Source organism: Neorhizobium galegae, assembly GCF_021391675.1.
GTDB classification, from domain to species: domain Bacteria; phylum Pseudomonadota; class Alphaproteobacteria; order Rhizobiales; family Rhizobiaceae; genus Neorhizobium; species Neorhizobium galegae_B.
In genome coordinates this window covers 463,135-482,883 of record NZ_CP090096.1, presented here as the reverse complement: position 1 = coordinate 482,883, position 19,749 = coordinate 463,135, and the positions used below count along the sequence as shown (strand labels likewise).

Genomic DNA, 19,749 nt, shown 5'->3' with positions numbered 1-19,749 from the left:
GGCGGCGCGCAGAAAAGGGTCCTTGTCGGACCCGATCTTCGGTTCATGGTCAAGGGAGGAAAACATCCATGAAAATCGTTCTTGCTTCAGCAATTGCCGTAACCACATCACTGCTCATGGCGTCGAGCGCGATGGCCGTCACCGAGATCCAATGGTGGCACGCCATGACCGGCGCCAACAACGAGGTCGTCGAGCAGCTTTCCAAGGAATTCAACGAAGGCCAGAAGGACTACAAGATCGTTCCGGTCTTCAAGGGCAGCTATCCGGAAACGCTGAATGCCGGCATTGCCGCCTTCCGTGCCAAGCAGCCGCCGGCGATCATGCAGGTCTTCGACGCCGGCAGCGGCGTGATGATGGGTGCCCAGGGCGCCATCGTTCCAGTCGCCGACGTGCTGACGAAGGGCGGCTACAAGTTCGACAAGTCGCAGTACCTGCCGGGCATCGTCGCCTACTATTCGAAGCCGGACGGCACCATGCTGTCCTTCCCTTATAACTCCTCGTCGCCGATCCTCTATTACAACAAGGATATCTTCCAGAAGGCCGGTCTCGATGCCGCCAACCCGCCGAAGACCTGGCCGCAGGTGTTCGAGGCAGCCAAAAAGATCAAGACCAGCGGTGCCGCCCCCTGCGGCATGACCTCGACCTGGCTCACCTGGATCCAGACCGAAAATCTCGCCGCCTGGAACAACGTCTCTTATGGCAGCAACGAAAACGGGCTGGCCGGCGTGGACGTGAAGCTCGCCGTCAACTCCGAGTTCTTCGTCAAGCACTTCCAGTCGATCGCCGATCTCGGCAAGGACGGCACCTTCCGCTATGGCGGCCGCACTTCGGAAGCCAAGCAGCTCTTCACGTCGGGCGAATGCGGTATCATGACGGAATCCTCCGGCGGTCTCGGCGACATCATCAAGACCGGCATGAACTACGGCATCGGCCAGCTTCCCTATTACGAGGGCGCCGGCCGGCCGCAGAACACCATTCCCGGTGGCGCCAGCCTCTGGGTCTTCGCCGGCAAAAGCGATGCCGAATACAAGGGCACTGCGGAGTTCTTCAACTTCCTGTCGCAGACCAAGGTCCAGGCCCGCCTGCACCAGGTTTCCGGCTATATGCCGGTGACGATGGCGGCTTATGACGAAACCAAGAAGTCCGGCTTCTACGACAAGAACCCCGGCCGCCAGGCGCCGCTCCTGCAGATGATGGGCAAGGCGCCGACCGAGAACTCCAAGGGTGTACGTCTCGTCAACCTGCCGCAGGTCCGCGACATCATGAACGAGGAGTTCGAGTCGATGCTGGCCGGAAAACAGGATGCCAAGACGGCGCTCAACAAGGTTGTCGAACGCGGCAATGCCGCGATCCAGCAGGCAATCGAAAAGTAAGCAGCCAGGGCCGTCCGCGTCAGCCGATGCGGACGGCCTCATTCGCATTCCAAGGGAGCCCGCCCGTGCAAAGCGTCGTCTTTCCGAACAAGATCCTGCCCTATTTCCTGGTCGCGCCACAGATCGTCCTGACGGTCATCTTCTTCTTCTGGCCCGCAAGCCAGGCGCTCTATCAATCGGCGATGCGGGAAGACCCGTTCGGCCTGCAGAGCAATTTCGTCGGATTGGCAAATTTCAGGTTGATCCTGTCGGACGAGAATTACCTTCATGCGCTGCAGGTGACGATCGTCTTCAGCGTTGCGACCGCCCTGCTCTCCATGGGCCTGGCGCTGCTGCTGGCAACCGCGGCGGATCTGGTGGTGCGCGGCAAGGGCTTCTACCGCACCATGATGATCATTCCCTATGCCGTGGCGCCGGCGGTTGCCGGCATGCTGTGGCTTTTCATGTTCAATCCGGCCATGGGGACCCTGGCCTATATTCTCAGACGCAATGGCATTGCCTGGGACCCGTTGCTCAACGGCGATCAGGCGATGGTGCTGGTCGTGGTTGCGGCCGCCTGGAAGCAGATCAGCTACAATTTCCTGTTCTTCGTCGCCGGCCTGCAGGCAATCCCGAAGTCGCTGCTGGAGGCCGCCGCAATCGACGGCGCCCGCGGCAGCCGCCGCTTCTGGACGATCGTCTTCCCGCTTCTTGCGCCGACGACCTTCTTCCTGCTTGTCGTCAACACCGTCTACGCCTTCTTCGATACGTTCGGCATCATCCATTCCGTGACCGGCGGCGGGCCTGCCAAGGCGACCGAGACGCTGGTCTACAAGGTCTACAACGACGGCTTCGTGAACCTCAACCTCGGCTCGTCCGCCGCCCAGTCGGTGGTGCTGATGGTCATCGTCATCGCGCTCACGGCGTTCCAGTTCCGCTTCGTCGAGCGGCGCGTGCATTATGGTTGAGGTGACCCGATGATTGAGAACCGCCCGCTCGCCACCCTCATGGGGCATCTGATGCTGATCCTCGGCATCGTCATCGTTGCCTTTCCGATCTATTATACCTTCATCGCCTCGACGGCGACGTCGACCGCCATCATCCGTCCGCCGCTGTCGCTGCTGCCCGGCGGCCACATGATGGAGAACTACAACGAATCCATCTCCGGCGGCGTCGAGCGCGTGGTCGGGGTGAGCCTCGAACGGCTGCTGTTCAACAGCTTCGTGGTGGCGATCGCGATTGCCATCGGCAAGATCGTCATCTCCTTCCTGTCGGCTTTTGCGATCGTCTTCTTCCGTTTTCCCTTCCGCATGGGCTTCTTCTGGATGATCTTCATCACCCTGATGCTGCCGGTGGAGGTGCGCATCCTGCCGACCTACAAGGTCATCGTCGATCTCGGCCTGATCGATACCTATGCGGGACTGACGCTGCCGCTGATGGCATCGGCGACCGCCACCTTTCTCTTCCGGCAGTTCTTCCTGACGATCCCGGGCGAGATGGTCGAGGCTGCCCGCATCGACAATGCCGGACCGTTCCGCTTCATGCGCGACATCCTGCTGCCGCTGTCGACGACCAATATCGCGGCACTCTTCGTCATCCTGTTCATCTACGGCTGGACGCAATACCTGTGGCCGCTGCTGGTCACCAATGACGCGAAGATGAACACGATCATCATCGGCCTGCGCCGCATGGTCGACTTCGCGGATGCCTCAACCCCCTGGAACTACGTCATGGTCACCGCGATCCTGGCGATCATTCCTCCCGTCATCGTCGTGGTGCTGATGCAGCGCTGGTTCGTCAAAGGTTTGGTGGAGACCGAGAAGTAATGGCAAGGATTGAACTCAAGGATGTCCGCAAGGTCTATGGCAGTATCGAGGCGATCAAGGGCGTATCGCTCGATATCGAAGACGGCGAGATGATCGTGCTGGTCGGCCCCTCCGGCTGCGGAAAATCCACCCTACTGCGGATGGTGGCCGGTCTCGAAGGCATTTCCTCGGGCGAGGTGACGATTGCCGACAAGCGCGTCAACGAGCTGGAACCCGCAGAGCGGGACATCGCCATGGTTTTCCAGAACTATGCGCTCTATCCGCACATGACCGTGCGGCAGAACCTCGCCTACGGCCTCAAGAACCGAAACACGCCGAAGGATGAGATCGACCGCCGCATCACCGAGGCGGCGCGCGCGCTGGAGATCGAGCCGTTCCTGGAGCGCAAGCCGCGCCAGTTGTCCGGCGGCCAGCGCCAGCGCGTCGCCATGGGCCGTGCCATCGTGCGCAAGCCGGCCGCCTTCCTGTTCGACGAGCCCCTGTCCAACCTCGATGCCAAGCTGCGCGTCCAGATGCGGGTCGAGATCCGCCGCCTGCAGCGTTCGCTCGCAACGACCTCGATCTACGTCACCCACGACCAGATGGAGGCGATGACGCTGGCAGACCGGCTGGTCGTGCTCAATGCCGGCCGGATCGAGCAGGTCGGCACGCCGATCGAACTCTATGAGAAGCCCGAGACCACTTTCGTCGCCACCTTCATCGGCTCGCCGTCCATGAACCTCATGAAACTCGGTAACGGCGCCAGCTGGAAGATGTCGCCGGAGGCGCGACTACCCAACAATGCGGCCACGATCGGCATCCGCCCGGAGGACATCGTGATCGCCAATGGCAATGCTTCCGGGCCCGTCAGGGCCGAAGTTCAGGTGGCGGCGGTCGAACTGGTTGGTGCCGAAAGCTACGTCCATGCCCTGACCGCCGACGGCAGTCCTGTCGTCTTCCGCGTCGCAGGCCGTTCCGGCATCCAGATCGGAGAGACCATGGCCCTGACGGCCGACGCCAGCCGTTTCCATCTGTTCGATGCCGCCGGAAAGAGGGTCTGACGGAGGAGTTGCCAAGCGCCGTTCCATCGCAAGGTCGCCGGCTGTGGCACCGACGCCGCGCTGACGAGCTCGGCGAAGAAAGATGGCTGGGCGCTATGGGCCGAGGTTTCCGAGCAAACGAGAGAAAAGGCTGGGCGGGGAGAAACCACGACCCCTGCCGGAACATCAACCATCTTGTTTTTAAGGAAAAATGGTGCCCGGAGGCGGATTTGAACCACCGACACGCGGATTTTCAATCCGCTGCTCTACCAACTGAGCTATCCGGGCATCGAGGCCTATGAAGCCTTCCGGCCCAAGGCCGGCGGGGGCGTGTCCCCCGGAGCGAGCGGGGTTATAACATCTTGTTCGGCCATGTCCAGCGCCGGAGCCCACTTTTTTGACAGGTTTGCGAAAATCGCTATTTCCTGAACAAAAACAGGCGCGACCTGTCTGGCTCAGTCGTCCGAACCGTCGGCCTTGGTCTCGTCGTCCGAGACGGGAATGGCGTAGGAGCCCGTCAGCCAGCGCGACAGGTCCAGCGTGCGGCAGCGGTCGGAGCAGAAGGGATAGTGGTCGCGCGCCGAGGGCTTGCCGCATTCCGGGCAGGGTCTCGTCTTCCTGAGCGGCTCGACCTTGCCGCCGGTCTTGATCGGTTCCGATGTCATCTTTGATACTCCTTTCTACAGGGGGCATGGCGCAGCCGGCAGCCTTCCAACGCCGATGACACCCTTGCGGGCGCAGCCGGAGCACCTTTCGGCCTGCTCCATCGGCCTGCGCCGTCTGAACCGGCCTCTTCAGCCCTCCGGCCAGGCCGCCACCACGTCGAAGCCTTCGCCGGCCAGAAGCCCGGTCACCTCGAAAAGCGGCAGGCCGACGACATTGGTGTAGGAGCCGACGAGTTTCTGGACGAACGATCCGGCAATACCCTGGATCGCATAGGCGCCTGCCTTGCCGCGCCATTGCCCGGACGCGATATAGTTTTCGATCTCGCGGGTGGAAAGCCGCTTGAAGCGCACCTTGGTCTGCACGACCTTCTGGCGGAACTGACCGCCGGGGGTGATCAGGCAGATGCCGGTATAGACCCAGTGGCCGCGTCCCGAGAGCAGGTGCAGGGCGGACGAGGCCTCCTGCGTATATTCGGTCTTTTCGAGAATGCGGCGGCCGACGGCGACTACCGTGTCGGCCGACAGGATATAGCTGTGCCGCCAGGCCGGATCGTTTCTGATTCCCGCCAACGCCGCTTCCGCCTTTTCGGTCGAAAGCCTGCGGGCGAGCGAGCGCGGATGTTCGGATTTCTTCGGCGTCTCGTCGATATCCATCGGCATCAGCCGCGCCGGCGTAATACCGGCCTGGTTGAGGAGGTCGAGGCGGCGCGGAGAACCGGAGGCCAGTATCAGCTTTTGTTCCAGCGCCATGAGAGCCCGCCGCGAATGATGAGGATTACTTGAAGCGGTAGGTGATGCGGCCCTTGGTCAGGTCGTAAGGCGTCATTTCGACGAGCACCTTGTCGCCGGCCAGAACGCGGATACGGTTCTTGCGCATGCGGCCGGCGGTGTGGGCAATGATCTCGTGTTCGTTTTCCAGCTTCACGCGAAACGTCGCGTTGGGCAGGAGTTCTGTCACGACGCCCGGGAATTCGAGGACTTCTTCTTTAGCCATCTATAGTTTTTCTTCCTGTGTTGGGTTGGGCCGGCGACGCTTTTCGCGCCCGCCCGGAAATTTGCGCGGAAACTACACAATCATGTCCGCTTTGTGAACCTCGCTTGAGCGCTATTCTCAATGTCGTTTCAAGCGGCCTGCGACGAGCGGTTTCAGGCGGTCTCGGCCGGATGCCGGCTGATGCCGGAAAGGCGCTCGTCGATCAACTTCCAGAGATGGTCGCGAACCTCCCGATAGGCATCCAGCATCTGGTCGCGGGTGCCTGTCGCAGCGGTCGGGTCCATGGTCGGCCAGTAGACCACGTCCACGGCATTTGAACGGGTCAGTTCCAGCGCGGCATGGTGGGCTTCCGGCGTCAGCGTGACGATCAGGTCGAAAAAATCGTCCTCAAGTTCCTCCAGCGTACGCGGCTGATGGCGGCCGATCGAAAGCCCGACCTCCTCCAGTACCGCATCCACGAAGGGATCGCGCTCGCCGGAGCGCACGCCCGCCGACTGGACGTAGATATCGGGTGGCAGCAGCCGCTTTGCAATGGCCTCCGCCATCGGCGAACGGATGGCGTTGAAGCCGCACATGAATAGAACGGCGCCCGGCCTTTTGGCTTTTGTCTCCGGGGCGAGCACGGCTTCCATGCTCAACCACGCCAATAGAGCACGCAGACCAGCGTGAAGAGCCGCCGCGCGGTATCGAAATCGACGCGGATCTTGCCGTCCAGCCGGTCCATCAGCGTCTGCGAGCCTTCGTTGTGCACCCCGCGGCGACCCATGTCGATCGCCTCGATGCGGCTCGGGGTCGAGGAGCGGATCGCCTCGTAATAGCTCTCGCAGATCATGAAGTAATCCTTGATGATCCGCCGGAAGGGGGTCAGCGACAGGATATGGGTCGCGACCTGTTCATCTTTGTCCGTGGTGATGCCGAGCATCAGCTTGGCGTCCACGAGCGAGAGCTTCAGCTTGTAGGGGCCGCCGGCATGGCCGAGCGGCTCGAAGGAGTTTTCCTCGACGAGATCGAAGATGGCGACCGCCCGCTCGTGTTCCACATCGGGCGTGGAGCGCCCGATCGAGTCGTCCAGAACGACGTCGTAGAGCCGGAAGTCCCCTTGCCCCATCCGTCAGCCCTCGTCGTCGAGGGGCAAGCCGTTCAGGCGGATCGCAACGGAACGGGCGTGGGCATCGAGGCCTTCGGAATGGGCAAGCGTGATCGCCGCGGGCGCAAGCTGGCGGAGCTGATTGGGCCCAAGCCGCAAAATAGAGGTGCGCTTGACGAAATCGAGCACCGAAAGGCCGGACGAGAAACGGGCCGAGCGGGCGGTCGGGAGCACGTGGTTGGAGCCGCCGACATAGTCGCCGATCACTTCCGGCGTATGGCGGCCGATGAAGATCGCGCCGGCATTGCGGATGCCGGGCAGCAGCGCGTCGGGATCGGCAACGGCAAGCTCCAGGTGCTCGGCGGCGATGCGGTTGGCGAGCGGCACGGCGGCGTTCAGGTCCGGCACCAGGATGACGGCGCCGAAATCGCGCCAGCTCGCCGCTGCGGTTTCAGAGCGCGACAGGGTCTTCAGCTGGCGCTCGACGGCCGCCTCCACCGCCTTGCCGAGCCCGGCATCATCGGTGACGAGGATCGACTGCGCGCCGGCATCGTGTTCGGCCTGGGCGAGCAGGTCGGCCGCCAGCCAGTCCGGATCGTTTTCGCCGTCGGCGATGACGAGGACTTCCGAGGGACCGGCGATCATATCGATGCCGACCGTGCCGAAGACATGCCGCTTGGCGGCCGCCACATAGGCATTGCCGGGGCCGACGATCTTGGCGACCGGGGCGATCGTCTCGGTACCGTATGCGAGCGCCGCCACGGCCTGGGCACCGCCGATGCGGTAGATCTCGGTGACGCCGGCGATGCGGGCGGCGGCCAGCACCGCAGGGTTGATCGTTCCGCCATTGGCCGGCACGACCATGACCACACGCGGCACGCCGGCGACCTTTGCCGGAACTGCATTCATCAGCACAGAACTCGGATAGCTCGCGGTGCCGCCCGGAACATAGAGCCCGACCGCCTCGATCGCCGTCCAGCGGGAGCCCAGGCCGACGCCGATCGCGTCCTCGTAGATATCGTCCTTCGGCATCTGGCGGGCATGGTGGCGCTCGATGCGCTCGGCGGCGAACTTCAGGGCATCGATGACCTTCCGGTCGGTCGCGGCAAGCGCCGCGTCGATCTCGGCCTCGGTCACCTTTATTCCGACCTTGGCGAGGTCGATCCCGTCGAAACGGGCGGAATAATCGATCAGCGCCTGATCGCCGCGAGCGCGCACATCGTCGATGATGGCGCGCACCACCGTGTTCACGTCTTCCGAGACCTCGCGCTTGGTCGACAGAAATGCGGAAAACCTTGCCTCAAAATCCGGCGACGCCTGATCCAGCCAAATTGCCAAGCGGATATTCCTTCCAGCTCAAAAAACGATGTTATCCCGGTCGGGCTGTTCGGACAAACGGGGCCGGATCAGGGATGACGGGGCTTGGACGCCGTTTCCCATGCGCCGCCGACATCCGCAAGAGCAACTTCGATGCATTCGACGTCGAGCGCAATCGTCGATTTGCCGGAAAGCACCAGTTCGACCGTGCCTTCCGGGCCGTCGCCCTTCTGCGAGAAGGTGATCGCCAGCAGCGACAGGACCTCGTCCTTACGGCCGCGATTGATGCCGGTCGAGCGCACCGCCTCGACCCGCTTGAAGACGATCGCCGAACGGCGGCGTTCGAACCCCTTGCGCTGCTTGGCCGCGGCATTCTCCCAGACGAAGCGGTTGGCCGCGAGCGAGAAGTTGCGCTCGGGCTGCGACCAGCGCACGTCGCCCACCTTGAAGACCGCGTCCTGCATATGCGCGGAAATGACACCCAGGTCGTCCGTATCAAGGGCCAGCAGCTTCAAGTCGGTCATCGCTTCCAATATCCATTAAGAGGTGCGTATTCACGCGAAAGTTCCTGTACTTGAGATAGGATGTGGCGAGGCAAGAAGCAACGGCGGCCCGCAAGACAGAACGCAGCTTTATCCGCACCGACGGACGTGTCGGCACGGTTGAGGAGGGGAATGGGGCAGGCAGGGTATCGGGTATGGATGTGAGGTAGGTTTCCGCCTGCCCCGATCGCCTCTTGCGGTTTGCGGAGGATTTCCGAGCCCTCCCTTGCCGCTTTCACGACCATCATCGAAACCGGGATCTTGCGAACCTTCGTGAGGCAGCCGGTTCCCATCCGATGATGCGGCTATTATTGCCCGATGTCTTGACCGCGGGGATGCCGGCGAGGCGAGAAATCTGCCAAGTCGTTGACGAAACACGCCGACAAATGCCGTTTGGCCCCATTTCGTCCCCGGGGTCCCGGGGGGCATCGCAGATGGCGGGGCACGCTCCGCCTGCCGGCCACCTCGCGCCCCAAGTGGGCGGTGGGGTGCGCGGATCGGCAGCTTTACGTCATCAACGGGCATTGAAAACTTGAAATCGATTACCGTTCGATAGGGACTTAAGCCTTCTGATCGGTCGTCTAGTCCGAATGCTTCATTGACGGTGTGCCGCCCCGGCGTAGAATCTCTGTGGGTAAAACACATTGGGCCGGGGCTGGTGTATCTATGGAGGATGCCATGCAGGAACCTGATATGCAGAAACTCGATGCACTTGTCGGTCGGCTGGTGGGCGATCTCGGCGCTGGCGTGTCCGGCGTTCTCGTCGTGCTTGGCGACCACCTCGGCCTGTTCCGGGCGATGACGGACGGACGGATGCGATCCTCGATGGAGATCGCGGAAACGACGGGGCTCGCCGAACGCAATGTGCGCGAATGGCTCGCCGCCATGGCTGCGGCCGACTACGTCACGTTTGATGAAAAATCGAACAAGTTCGGTATGACGCCCGAGCAGGCGATGGTTTTTTCCAATGAGGACAGCCCGGCCTTTTTCGGAGGCGCCTTCGAAATCGTCCAATCGATGTGGATGGATGAGCCGAAGGTGGAGGAAGCCTTTCGCACGGGCCGCGGGCTCGGATGGCACGAGCACAGCACCTGCCTCTTCCGGGGCACGGAGCGCTTCTTCCGTCCCGGTTACAACAGCCATCTGGTCGACGAATGGATTCCCGCGCTTCAGGGCGTACGGGAAAAGCTGGAACGTGGGGCGGAGGTGGCCGACGTCGGCTGTGGCCATGGCGCCTCGACGATCCTCATGGCAAAGGCTTTTCCGAAGTCGCATTTTCACGGGTTTGACTACCATGCCCCTTCCATTGAACGCGCAAAGCGTGCGGCGCAGGAGGCTGGCGTCGGCGACCGGGTGACGTTCCACCAGGCTTCGGCGAAGGAATTCCCCGGCGGCAACTACGACCTCGTCGCAATGTTCGACTGCCTGCACGATATGGGCGATCCGGTCGGAGCAGGCCGTCATATCCGCGAGACGATGGCGAAGGGTGGCACCTGGATGATCGTCGAACCCTTCGCGCATGACGGCCTGAAGGACAATCTCAACCCGGTCGGGCGGGTTTATTACGGCGCCTCGGCCATGATCTGCACTCCGGCCTCCATGGCACAAGAAGTAGGCCTTGGCCTCGGTGCCCAGGCTGGGGAGATGAAGCTTCGCAAGGTGGCGCTCGACGCTGGCTATTCGCACTTCCGACGGGCGAGCGAAACTCCATTCAACATGATCTTCGAAGTGCGAGCCTGAACCGCTTTGGGTTTACGCGGTTCCGGATACGCAAACCGAACCGAAGCCCTGACACCAATACCAGGTGATGTCGGGCCGGGCCGCAGAACCCAGCCCGACATTCAGCCGGGAAAATCGGCGGAAAGGCTGATTTCCTCCCAGAGTTCGATCTGGCCCAGGCGCTCCTTCAGCTTCTGGGTGACAGCGTTATAGCAGATGGCCCCCAATACCAGGTGGCGGGGCGCCTGATCCGCCTCGGTCGCGGCGATCATCGCCTCGCCGGCGCGCACCGGATCGCCCGGCTGGCGGCCGCTATAGCCGGAGGTCGCGCCCATGCGGGCCGCGGCGGTCTCGGCGTAGTCGGCGATCCTGCTCGGCGTCTGCTTCAGGGATCGGCCGGCCCAGTCGGTGCGGAACGGACCGGGCTCGACGCAGGTGACCTTGATGCCGAGCGGTGCGCCTTCGAGGGTGAGCGCATCGGAAAAACCTTCGACTGCATGTTTGCTCGCCGCGTAATAGCCGGAACTCGAGAGGCCCATGAAACCGGCCATGGAGGTGATGTTGAGGATATGGCCCTTGCGCTGCGCTCGCATGCCCGGCAGCACGGCGCGGGTCATGGCGAACAGGCCGAAGACGTTGGCGTCGAACATCGCTCGGATTTCGTCCTCCTCGCCTTCCTCGATCGAGGCCTGATAACCGTAGCCGGCATTGTTGACCAGCACGTCGATGCGGCCGAACTTCTGCTCGGCGGCGGAAACCGCATCGGCAATCTGCTTCATGTCCGTCACGTCGAGATCGAGTGCCAGGACATGATCCTTGCCGTCGGCCAGATCGGCGACCCGATCCTTGCCGCGGGCAGTGACGACGGTCGGCCAGCCGCGCTCGATCGTCAGCTTGGCGAGTTCGCGACCAAAGCCGGTGGAGCAGCCGGTAATGAACCAGACGGGGGTTTGTGCATCGGTCATGGGAAAATCTCCGTGGGGTGCCGGATCAAACAATATGAGGCGGGAAAAGGATGGACGTCCCAAAGAGATAGAAACGCAAAAAAGGACGGCAAGGGCAATGCCCCGACCGTCCTTTGCAAAATATCGGCCTTGCGGATCGATCAGTCGCTGACGCGTTCGACCACCGCGCCGCAGCGGGTGAGCTTTTCTTCCAACCGCTCGAAACCGCGGTCGAGGTGATAGACACGGCTGACCATGGTCTCGCCTTCGGCGGCAAGGCCGGCGATGACCAGCGAGACGGAGGCGCGCAGGTCGGTCGCCATGACCGGAGCACCCTTCAGCCGCGTCACGCCTTCGACCCGAGCCTTCTGCCCGGAGAGCGAAATCCTGGCGCCGAGGCGGGCGAGCTCCTGCACGTGCATGAAGCGGTTCTCGAAAATGGTCTCGGTAATGTTCGAGACACCGGAAGACCGGGTCATCAGCGCCATGAACTGCGCCTGCAGGTCGGTCGGGAAACCCGGGAACGGCTCGGTGGTGATATCGACCGGCTGGATGCCGTTGCCGTTGCGCACGACCCGCAGACCGCTTTCCGTCTCGGTGATGTGGGCGCCGGCCAGACGCAGCGTGTCGAGAGCGGTGTCGAGCAGCGATGCTTCGGTGCCCTCGAGCACGACATCGCCGCCGGCCATCGCAACCGCCATGGCATAGGTACCGGTCTCGATGCGATCCGGCAGGACCCGATGGCGGGCGCCGGAGAGCGAGGTGACGCCCTCGATGGTGATCGTCTGGGTGCCGGCGCCGGAAATCTTGGCGCCCATGGCGGTCAGGCATTTTGCGAGATCGACGACCTCCGGCTCACGGGCGGCGTTTTCGATCACCGTCGTGCCCCGGGCAAGCGTCGCCGCCATCATCATCACATGGGTCGCGCCGACCGACACTTTCGGAAAGACGTAGCGGGCGCCGATCAGGCCGCCCTTCGGCGCCGTGGCGTTCACATAACCGCCGTCGACCTCCAGGGTGGCGCCGAGCGCCTGCAGGCCTTCGAGGAAGAGATCGACCGGACGCGTGCCGATGGCGCAGCCGCCCGGCAGGGAAACGCGCGCCTGGCCTTCGCGCGCGAGCAGCGGCCCGATGACCCAGAAGCTGGCCCGCATTTTGGAGACCAGCTCATAAGGAGCGGTCGTATCGACGATGGTGCGGCAGGTGAAGTTGATGGTGCGCGAATAACTTTCTTCCTGCCGCTCGCGGCGGCCATTGACGGCGACATCGACGCCATGATTGCCGAGGATGCGCAGGAGCTGTTCCACGTCGGCCAGATGCGGCACGTTTTCGAGCGTCAGCGTATCGCTCGTCAGAAGGGAAGCGATCATCAGCGGCAGAGCGGCATTCTTCGCTCCCGAGATCGGTATGGTGCCCTTCAGTTCGTTGCCGCCTACAATTCTGATGCGATCCATAAGTTGTAACTCTTCCTTCTGAGCGCGAAAGGAGGCGTCCTTAGACGAAATCCGCCGCTGCTTCAATGATTGCTGAAATGGCCTGCCCGAATAGCCCGTCTGGCGCATAAGCTACGATGATTCGTCCGTTTTTGCGGCAGGCAGTGCCGGTTCTGCGGCGGGAAGTCCCTGGGTCAAATCCTCCTCGCCGGCCCGACGGGCCCGCGCCTGGGTCTTGCGGCGCATCAGATTCTCGCGAAGCTTGGCCGCAGCCTTCGCCTTGCGCTGCGCGTCGCGGGCTTGAGCCGCCTTGCGGTGCCGGTCGCCGCGGCCTTCGCCGGTATCCCCGCCTTCTGAATCGTTCCGTTCTTCATCATTCGCCATGGCTCTCCATACCCAAAAAGCGGGATTCTTGAAAGCGGAAGCGACGTTTTCCCCACTCGTTGGCAAAGAACTTGGAATTTGCGGCTTGCGCTGCCGGTGAACCTATGGCAATAGGCCGCTGCCGACGACGCGGGTCTTTCGCGCCGGCTGACGCTGCTATAGCTCAGGGGTAGAGCACTCCCTTGGTAAGGGAGAGGCCGAGAGTTCAAATCTCTCTAGCAGCACCATTTTCCTTCTGGAGAAGCGGTTTGGACTTACACTCTCACTGACGGCTCCCCTCGCTCGAGGCGCTGCAGAGCCTGTCCGATATGCCCCATGTGCCGTGCCTCGTCCGGCGAGACGCTTCTTGCCGTCTCTCGGCAATTCTCGCTTCTATTATCAGGCGTGAACGCCAAAGGCGATGATCCGGGAGCGAACGGAACTTGTTATGCTGCCGTTCATTTTAGCTCTGCTAGTTTGGCGTATTACCGTTGCTGGAGAGAAACAATGAAAGCGAAACAATTCGGATTGCTGGCGGGCATGTCGGCCCTGCTTGTCGGCATCAGCATTCAACCTGCACCTGCTACCGCCCAAGGGTTCGAACTTGAGTTCGGAGAACGTGGCATGCGGATCGAGCGCCCGGATGGCTATGATCGGCGACACGATCGTAGATATGATCGGCGATACGAGCGCCGCTCTGAGCGTTCGGGCTGCGGCCCGCGGGAAGCTCTGGGCGCGGCATCACGTTACCTGGATGACCCGGCCATCAACGCTGAAAACCGAAGGTACTATTCTATCGATGGATACGGCAAGCGCGGTGGAGGCCGTGGCCGTCCGGATTCCGTGATGATCTCCAAAGCCCCCGGTTGCCCACGCGTGTAGCAATCACTGCTTCGGTAAGCCGGTAAGGCCAAAGCCCGAGGTCGGCATGCTGCCCTCCGTTGCAGACACAGTCTTGTACAGCAGAGTATATGCTCGAGGCCGGACTGTGGACGTGACGGAGGCCATGCCGGTGCTGCAAGCCCATGGGTGATGAAAACCGGCCGCACAGAAGCCTGGCCGCGGCACGCAATGCCTTCCTGCATTTCGCCTCCTTCCGCGCAAATTGACCGAATAAGTATCACACCGCGATGTTACCAACGGCGGCGAACGGACACCTCCGGCTGTGGATGCGATCGGGCCACGGGTCTTCAGAATCGTATGAGGCGTGGTTGGCAAAGTGGTTCGCAAGCGTTTAATACGCCGGCTATGTGAGAACTTAATCGTCGGGTGCGGCGAGCGGGAGCCCAATTGAACGGCAAAAAAAGCAGGACGAGCCACCTGGATTCGGGCGCTGTGACCAGCGTCCTCAAGCGGGTGATCGCCGAAAACGGCAGGGATCATATCCGCGGTTATGCCTTTGCGATCTTCTGCCTGATCGCGACAGCCATGTCCACCGCCTTCACGGCATGGATCATGGAGTCGGTCGTCAACGAGGCTTTTGCCAACAAACGGGCCGACATGGTGCTCGTCATCTGCTTTGCGATCTTTGCAGCCTTCGTCATTCGCGGCCTGGCCACCTACGGGCAGGCGGTGACGCTGTCCAAGATCGGCAACAATATCGTCGCTCGCTATCAGCAGCGTCTCTATTCGCATCTCATGAAGCTTTCGGTCGGCTTTTTCGCGGAATCGCGATCAGCCCAACTCGCCGGGCAGATCGGCCAGAATATCGGCGGCATAAGGGACGTCCTCAACCTGGTGGTCACATCGACCGCGCGCGATCTGCTGACGCTGGCGTCGTTGATCATCGTGATGATTTCCAAGGACTGGGTTCTCTCGCTGATCGTGTTTGCGGTGGCGCCGCCGCTCATTCTTGCGATCCGCTACCTGTCGCAGCGGCTGCGCAGTGTGACGCGCGAAGCCGTCGAGGTGAGCAGTAAGGTGCTGGGCGCCATGCAGGAAACGATCCAGGGCATTACCGTCGTCAAAGCATTCACCATGGAACAACAGCTGGAAGCCAAGGTCCGGCGCATCATCGAAACGTCCGAAAGACAGAGCAACCGGATTGCCCGCCTGTCCGAACGCACCGCACCGCTCACCGAGACATTTGCCGGCGTGGCGATCTCCAGCGTGATCGGTTATGCCGCCTTCCGTTCGATCTATGACGATGTTGCCCCCGGCGCCTTCTTCGCCTTCATCACGGCCTTGCTGATGGCCTACGATCCCGCCCGCCGGCTGGCCCGGATGCAGGTGCAGCTCGAACGATCCGTCATCAACGCCCGGATGATCTACAGTCTGCTCGACATGCAGCCGTTGCAGCGGGAAAATCCGAATGCCCCCGACCTTGTCGTCACCAAGGCGCAGATCGAACTGAAGGGCGTCGTGTTCGCCTATGGCAGCGGCCAGCCGATCCTCAAGGGGGTAGACCTCGTCGCGGAAGGCGGCAAGACCACCGCCCTGGTCGGCCCGTCGGGCGCCGGCAAGTCGACGATCATCTCGCTGATCCCGCGTTTCTACGATCCGGCCGAAGGCCAGATCCTGATCGACGGACAGGACATAGCCCATGTGACCAAGGCCTCGCTGCGCCACAGCCTGGCCTATGTCACGCAGCAACCCTATCTGTTCGAAGGAACAATCCGCGACAACATCCGCTATGGACGGCCCGAAGCGACCGATGCCGACGTCGAGGAGGCCGCCCGCCTCGCCCATGCCCACGAGTTCATACTCATGCAGCCGGCGGGTTACGAAACACCGGTCGGCGAAAACGGCATGACCCTCTCCGGCGGCCAGCGCCAACGTCTGTCGATCGCACGCGCGCTCGTGCGCAACGCACCGATCCTTCTTCTCGACGAAGCCACCTCGGCGCTCGACAACGAATCCGAAGCCGCCGTGCAACGGGCGCTCGATTCGGCCATGCACGGACGAACCGTCGTCGTCATCGCCCATCGCCTCTCGACCGTCGTCAACGCCGACAAGATCATCGTCATGCACGAAGGACGGGCAGTCGAAGAAGGCACCCACCAGGAGCTTGCCAAACGCGAGGATGGTCTCTACGCGCGGCTTAACAATCTAAAGGCGCCGGAAAAGAGTGAGATATCACCCGCGACCTGAAGCTGTCTGTGGCTGACAGTACCCCAATACGCGGCTACTCCAAATGCCCGAGACATTCATGAATCGAGGTGTCATACCGATGTCTTGCGGATGATGACCTGCCGGAAAAGGTAGACAAGTTCAAACTTTCCCCTCTTCATTTCCAGGAAGCGGTGGATGGCATTCGCCGGATTGTCGTTCGCATCGGCATAGTAGCCCCAGATATAGTCGTCGAACGCCATTATTCCGCCAGGCTTGAGTGCCGCAAAGCCGTTCACGGCATCCATCATCACGTCGTCCGCGAGATGCGAGCCGTCGACGTAAATGAAGTCGAACGCAAGGTCCTTCGGCTTCTCCATGAAGTAAGCGTTGGATGTACCCTTGAACTTGGTCATTCTTCCGGCCTGACCTATAAGGTTCGCATTGAAGCGGCCCTCGACGGCCGACATCGCCTCCTTCTCGTGTTCATCGGAACCAGCCCAGGTATCCACGCAGGTCAACGTCGCGTTCGGCAGGGTTTTAAGGAAAAAATAAGCGGACATGCCTTCCCAACTGCCGATCTCGAGCGCCTTCAGGTCGGCTCTGTTGCGGAGATCGAGGCGATCGAACAACCACATCCAGATTGGAAGATGGCCGACGAACCAGTCATTGCTAAGCTGCAGGCCCTTCAATTCAGATGCCACGAAGGCCTTCGTCGCGGGCTTGTATCTCTTCTCGATGCTGCGCCGCTTTCTGCGGAACTTCATGTATTTGAGAACGATTTTCAGCCCTGAGCTGGACCGGAGCAGGAATCTGATGTCGGAAATCTCTTCGGCGATCGATCGGAGCAGCCTCGAGAAACTCACTTTGCTTGACACGCTATTTCCTTGCTTCGAATAAGGCACAGGAAGCCGAACAATCGGCTCGCTGGCAATATCAACATCATATCTTCCACCCTGAGACCTGTGAAGCCAACCCGGGGAGGATCCGGTGGAAACCGTAACACTACAGAATGCAATGCTCACGAACGCCGCAGATTCTCGAAGTCATCGTCGAGTGGCTCATCAGGCTGGTTATCGGAAGGCTGAAAGTTGCGATTCGGCCGACCGTTCCGGAAATCTATGGGCTACGTCGTTTGTCTTCTTCAGATAGAACCGCGTGCCATGGAACACATACGTTCGAGATTTCTGTCGAGCTCTCGGGGATCGACAGTCATGTTGTCATGGTGGGATTCCAAATGCGCGGAGGCAGTATCCGCCAGCATGTAGTGGTAAGGATGCGATAACGCTGAGGCGAGCGTGAAGTAGCAATTATTGGTCTTCGTATCCCGCGGATGAATTTCCAGGATCGAGCCGCCCGGCGCCATGAACAACATGTTGACGAAGCCTGCACCATGCGGACCGGCAACCATGGTGCATTCGCTCAGAAGCCTCACCTGCTCGGAGAAAGACAAGCTCTCGCCATGAATTATCTCAAAACCATGCCTGGAGAGAACCGGTACGATCTCGTCTTCATTCAGCACTCTTCTGACCGGTGCCTTGCTGCGGCTGATATAGATACGCCGGTCCGGTTTTCGCTCGGTACCAAAGGTCAGGCGATATCTCTCCGCAACAGATCTGATCAACCGCTCGTTATAATTGCCTGTTGCGGCGGTATGGGCCGGAAGCGCCAGCTTCTCAATGATGAAAGTCTTCTCTTCCGGAATAAACGTCGTGGAACCAAGGCGGAAGGGCAAGAGCGACTGCTCGACAAAGGGAACGAATTGGAAGGAGAACGGCAGGATCAGGTGGAGGTCGCGATCCTGCTCCCTCGCCAGATGGAGTCTTGGTATCGCATCCGTCAGCCAATGAAAATAATTGCTGCTCCAGTTGTCTGTGATCCAGACGCCTTTGGAAATCCGTTCGATGGGTAGCCGGTATAGCTTTCCAAGCGCTTTCAGACGCCGCATAACGCTAAGCTGACGGTCACCGACGAAGCTTTCCTTCAACAAAGTGTGGCCTTGATAAAGCCAGCCATTGGCACGTGCGGTGATGTTCTCAAGCTGGAGAATCCGGCTTGCAGGGACATCGTAGCTCAGATTCGGCGTGAACAAGCCGGCGTCTCTTTCCTCGAAGTTCCTTGGCAGAGCGCGGGTAACCACCGTGGGTTCCCCCAGCGTTGAGACGGTTTTATCCTGCGGTCGGGCAAAATGATAAAACATCAAATCCTCAGGCAATCAGTATTGGCGCGGAGGCGGCAAGCTCATCGCGCTTCGTCATCCAATGGGGCCTTGGCGTTGCCAAGTAGTTCATCAAAATAGGCGATCGTCTTCTCAAGTCCCGCCCGCAGCTCGACCGTTGGCTGCCAGTCGAGAAACTGCTTCGCCTTGGAAATGTCCGGCTGACGCTGGATCGGATCGTCAGAAGGCAACGGCCGGAATACCAACTTCGATCTTGATCCTGTCAGCTCCAGTACAAGGTCCGCCAGGCCGCGTATTGTAAACTCGGTCGGGTTTCCGATGTTGAAGGGGCCGACAACATCGTCTCCGGTCGCCATCATTCTCAGCATAGCTTCCACGAGATCGTCGCGATAGCAGAACGAGCGCGTCTGCTCGCCCCGACCGAAAATGGTGATGTCGTCTCCCTTGAGCGCCTGGACAATGAAGTTGGATACGACACGCCCGTCATTCGGATGCATACGCGGCCCGTAGGTATTGAAAATGCGCACCACTTTCGTTCGCAGCTTGTGCTGGCGGCGGTAATCGAAGAACAGCGTCTCAGCGCAGCGCTTGCCTTCGTCGTAGCAGGAACGAATGCCGATCGGGTTGACATTGCCCCAGTATTCTTCGACCTGGGGATGGATGCTGGGATCTCCATAAACCTCGGAGGTCGAAGCTTGCAAAATCTTTGCCCGCACTCGCTTTGCAAGCCCGAGCATGTTGATGGCGCCGTGGACGGAGGTCTTGGTCGTCTGGACGGGATCGTGCTGATAGTGAACGGGAGATGCGGGGCACGCAAGGTTGTAGATTTCGTCAACCTCGACATAGAGCGGAAAACAGACGTCATGGCGCATCAGTTCGAACCGCGGATGGCCGATCAGATGCTCAACATTCCCGCGAGTACCCGTAAAGAAGTTGTCGACACAAAGGACCTCGTCTCCTCGATCAAGCAGGCGCTCGACAAGGTGCGACCCGAGAAATCCAGCTCCACCTGTTACCAATATTCTCGCGTTCATGCCTGCTTCCTTGTAAGCCGTATCGCCACCTAGCCGAGAAATACTTTGATGTCAAAATCCTGGATAGCCACTGTTATTTTTGCCATGTTCGCCGCTTCTGTTTTCGAGAGAGAGGCCTTTGACGACCATCGTTTTTGCCAATCCAGCCCACGGCATCGGAAGCTGGAAGAGCGGAGTGGGCTCCAGCAGTGTGTTGAGCCCTATGTAAAGCCAACAGCGGCCGGCGC

General features: G+C 60.9%; 20 protein-coding genes and 2 tRNA genes. 8 read left to right on the top strand and 14 right to left on the bottom strand.

The features are described from left to right. Nucleotides 1-68 precede the first annotated feature (68 nt). The 4 genes from ugpB to LZK81_RS25010 all read left to right on the top strand — a co-directional run bounded on the left by ugpB (nucleotide 69) and on the right by LZK81_RS25010 (nucleotide 4,218). A complete protein-coding gene (ugpB, locus tag LZK81_RS25025; RefSeq protein ID WP_233957709.1) occupies nucleotides 69-1,373 on the top strand; it encodes a sn-glycerol-3-phosphate ABC transporter substrate-binding protein UgpB in 1,305 nt (434 codons plus the stop codon). 65 nt (nucleotides 1,374-1,438) lie between these two features. Next, nucleotides 1,439-2,320, top strand: coding sequence for a sn-glycerol-3-phosphate ABC transporter permease UgpA (gene ugpA, locus LZK81_RS25020; RefSeq protein WP_046607307.1), 882 nt, complete (start codon nucleotides 1,439-1,441; stop codon nucleotides 2,318-2,320). A gap of 9 nt (nucleotides 2,321-2,329) precedes the next feature. After that, a complete protein-coding gene (gene ugpE / locus LZK81_RS25015; protein WP_046631729.1) occupies nucleotides 2,330-3,178 on the top strand; it encodes a sn-glycerol-3-phosphate ABC transporter permease UgpE in 849 nt (282 codons plus the stop codon). Then, a complete protein-coding gene (locus tag LZK81_RS25010) occupies nucleotides 3,178-4,218 on the top strand; it encodes a sn-glycerol-3-phosphate import ATP-binding protein UgpC (RefSeq protein WP_233957708.1) in 1,041 nt (346 codons plus the stop codon). The genes ugpE and LZK81_RS25010 overlap by 1 nt, the downstream gene beginning before the upstream one ends. A gap of 191 nt (nucleotides 4,219-4,409) precedes the next feature. Here LZK81_RS25010 and LZK81_RS25005 read toward each other — a convergent pair. The 8 genes from LZK81_RS25005 to LZK81_RS24970 form a co-directional block, all read right to left on the bottom strand. Further along, nucleotides 4,410-4,485, bottom strand: a tRNA-Phe gene (locus tag LZK81_RS25005). 167 nt (nucleotides 4,486-4,652) lie between these two features. Beyond that, entirely contained in the window at nucleotides 4,653-4,862 is a 210-nt protein-coding gene (gene yacG / locus LZK81_RS25000) for a DNA gyrase inhibitor YacG (protein ID WP_046607348.1), read from the bottom strand. Between the two features lie 129 nt (nucleotides 4,863-4,991). Beyond that, a complete protein-coding gene (locus LZK81_RS24995; protein ID WP_046607347.1) occupies nucleotides 4,992-5,612 on the bottom strand; it encodes a Maf-like protein in 621 nt (206 codons plus the stop codon). Between the two features lie 25 nt (nucleotides 5,613-5,637). After that, nucleotides 5,638-5,856, bottom strand: a complete 219-nt coding sequence (infA, locus tag LZK81_RS24990; RefSeq protein WP_004435948.1) for a translation initiation factor IF-1 — start codon at nucleotides 5,854-5,856, stop codon at nucleotides 5,638-5,640. 152 nt (nucleotides 5,857-6,008) lie between these two features. Next, on the bottom strand, nucleotides 6,009-6,488 hold the full coding sequence (locus LZK81_RS24985) for a low molecular weight phosphatase family protein (RefSeq protein WP_046607399.1): 480 nt from the start codon (nucleotides 6,486-6,488) through the stop codon (nucleotides 6,009-6,011). Between the two features lie 2 nt (nucleotides 6,489-6,490). Then, complete coding sequence (locus LZK81_RS24980; RefSeq protein ID WP_046629732.1) at nucleotides 6,491-6,964, bottom strand: UPF0262 family protein; 474 nt, start codon at nucleotides 6,962-6,964, stop codon at nucleotides 6,491-6,493. A 3-nt stretch (nucleotides 6,965-6,967) separates the two neighbouring features. Next, a complete protein-coding gene (hisD, locus tag LZK81_RS24975; protein ID WP_233957707.1) occupies nucleotides 6,968-8,281 on the bottom strand; it encodes a histidinol dehydrogenase in 1,314 nt (437 codons plus the stop codon). A gap of 68 nt (nucleotides 8,282-8,349) precedes the next feature. Continuing rightward, a complete protein-coding gene (locus LZK81_RS24970; RefSeq protein ID WP_046612708.1) occupies nucleotides 8,350-8,784 on the bottom strand; it encodes a DUF2948 family protein in 435 nt (144 codons plus the stop codon). A gap of 696 nt (nucleotides 8,785-9,480) precedes the next feature. On the opposite strand from LZK81_RS24970, the gene LZK81_RS24965 reads away from it, so the two are divergent. Then, nucleotides 9,481-10,542 carry a class I SAM-dependent methyltransferase gene (locus LZK81_RS24965; protein ID WP_233957706.1) on the top strand — a complete coding sequence of 354 codons (1,062 nt, stop codon included), beginning with the start codon at nucleotides 9,481-9,483 and terminating at the stop codon, nucleotides 10,540-10,542. Between the two features lie 101 nt (nucleotides 10,543-10,643). On the opposite strand, the gene LZK81_RS24960 is transcribed toward LZK81_RS24965, so the two are convergent. The 3 genes from LZK81_RS24960 to LZK81_RS24950 form a co-directional block, all read right to left on the bottom strand. Beyond that, nucleotides 10,644-11,486, bottom strand: coding sequence for an oxidoreductase (locus tag LZK81_RS24960; protein WP_233957705.1), 843 nt, complete (start codon nucleotides 11,484-11,486; stop codon nucleotides 10,644-10,646). Between the two features lie 140 nt (nucleotides 11,487-11,626). Continuing rightward, nucleotides 11,627-12,919, bottom strand: coding sequence for a UDP-N-acetylglucosamine 1-carboxyvinyltransferase (gene murA / locus LZK81_RS24955; RefSeq protein WP_233957704.1), 1,293 nt, complete (start codon nucleotides 12,917-12,919; stop codon nucleotides 11,627-11,629). 111 nt (nucleotides 12,920-13,030) lie between these two features. Then, a complete protein-coding gene (locus LZK81_RS24950) occupies nucleotides 13,031-13,282 on the bottom strand; it encodes a hypothetical protein (protein WP_233957703.1) in 252 nt (83 codons plus the stop codon). A gap of 152 nt (nucleotides 13,283-13,434) precedes the next feature. Between LZK81_RS24950 and LZK81_RS24945 the strand changes: the two genes are divergently transcribed. The 3 genes from LZK81_RS24945 to LZK81_RS24935 all read left to right on the top strand — a co-directional run bounded on the left by LZK81_RS24945 (nucleotide 13,435) and on the right by LZK81_RS24935 (nucleotide 16,351). After that, nucleotides 13,435-13,509 (top strand) — tRNA-Thr (locus tag LZK81_RS24945). A 259-nt stretch (nucleotides 13,510-13,768) separates the two neighbouring features. Beyond that, complete coding sequence (locus tag LZK81_RS24940) at nucleotides 13,769-14,143, top strand: hypothetical protein (protein WP_233957702.1); 375 nt, start codon at nucleotides 13,769-13,771, stop codon at nucleotides 14,141-14,143. Between the two features lie 408 nt (nucleotides 14,144-14,551). Beyond that, entirely contained in the window at nucleotides 14,552-16,351 is a 1,800-nt protein-coding gene (locus LZK81_RS24935) for an ABC transporter ATP-binding protein (RefSeq protein ID WP_233957701.1), read from the top strand. A gap of 71 nt (nucleotides 16,352-16,422) precedes the next feature. Here the strand turns inward: LZK81_RS24935 and LZK81_RS24930 are convergent, their stop codons facing one another. From LZK81_RS24930 to LZK81_RS24920, 3 genes are all read right to left on the bottom strand, one after another. Further along, nucleotides 16,423-17,334, bottom strand: coding sequence for a class I SAM-dependent methyltransferase (locus LZK81_RS24930; RefSeq protein WP_233957700.1), 912 nt, complete (start codon nucleotides 17,332-17,334; stop codon nucleotides 16,423-16,425). Nucleotides 17,335-17,453: 119 nt separating this feature from the next. Continuing rightward, nucleotides 17,454-18,509: a glycosyltransferase family 61 protein gene (locus LZK81_RS24925; RefSeq protein WP_233957699.1), complete on the bottom strand. Its 1,056-nt coding sequence runs from the start codon at nucleotides 18,507-18,509 to the stop codon at nucleotides 17,454-17,456. 41 nt (nucleotides 18,510-18,550) lie between these two features. Further along, complete coding sequence (locus tag LZK81_RS24920; RefSeq protein WP_233957698.1) at nucleotides 18,551-19,522, bottom strand: UDP-glucuronic acid decarboxylase family protein; 972 nt, start codon at nucleotides 19,520-19,522, stop codon at nucleotides 18,551-18,553. Nucleotides 19,523-19,749 lie beyond the last annotated feature (227 nt).